At 41.8% G+C, this 419-nt stretch carries 1 protein-coding gene; it reads left to right on the top strand.

Annotation, left to right across the window (positions count from 1 at the left end):
• Window positions 1-60: 60 nt before the first annotated feature.
• Window positions 61-419, top strand: a 359-nt coding sequence (locus tag K8089_RS16360) for a 3'(2'),5'-bisphosphate nucleotidase CysQ family protein (protein ID WP_277612617.1), incomplete at its 3' end; no start/stop codon positions are given.

Genomic DNA, 419 nt, shown 5'->3' on the forward strand with positions numbered 1-419 from the left:
AACAGACAACAGACAACAGACAACTACACCCTACAACCTACTACCTAAAATGACATCCGAATGAAACCCAACCTATCCACCGCCATCCAAGCCGCATTAAGAGCAGGGGAGGAGATATTAAAAATTTATGATACCAATTTTGAGGTAGCTCTTAAAAATGACAACACCCCTTTAACTATTGCCGATGAAAATGCCAATGAGATAATAATGACGTTTTTACGGCCTACAAATATTCCTATTATCAGCGAGGAAAACCGCCAACTCGACTATTCCGAAAGACAGCATTGGACGCGTTGCTGGCTTGTAGATCCGTTAGATGGCACAAAGGAATTTGTAAAGCGCAACGGCGAGTTCACCGTAAACATAGCCTTAATTGAAAATGGCAATCCCGTTTTAGGCGTTATCTATATTCCCGTTTC

Source organism: Aequorivita vitellina (genome assembly GCF_022008365.1).
In the GTDB taxonomy this organism is placed as follows: Bacteria; Bacteroidota; Bacteroidia; order Flavobacteriales; family Flavobacteriaceae; genus Aequorivita; species Aequorivita vitellina.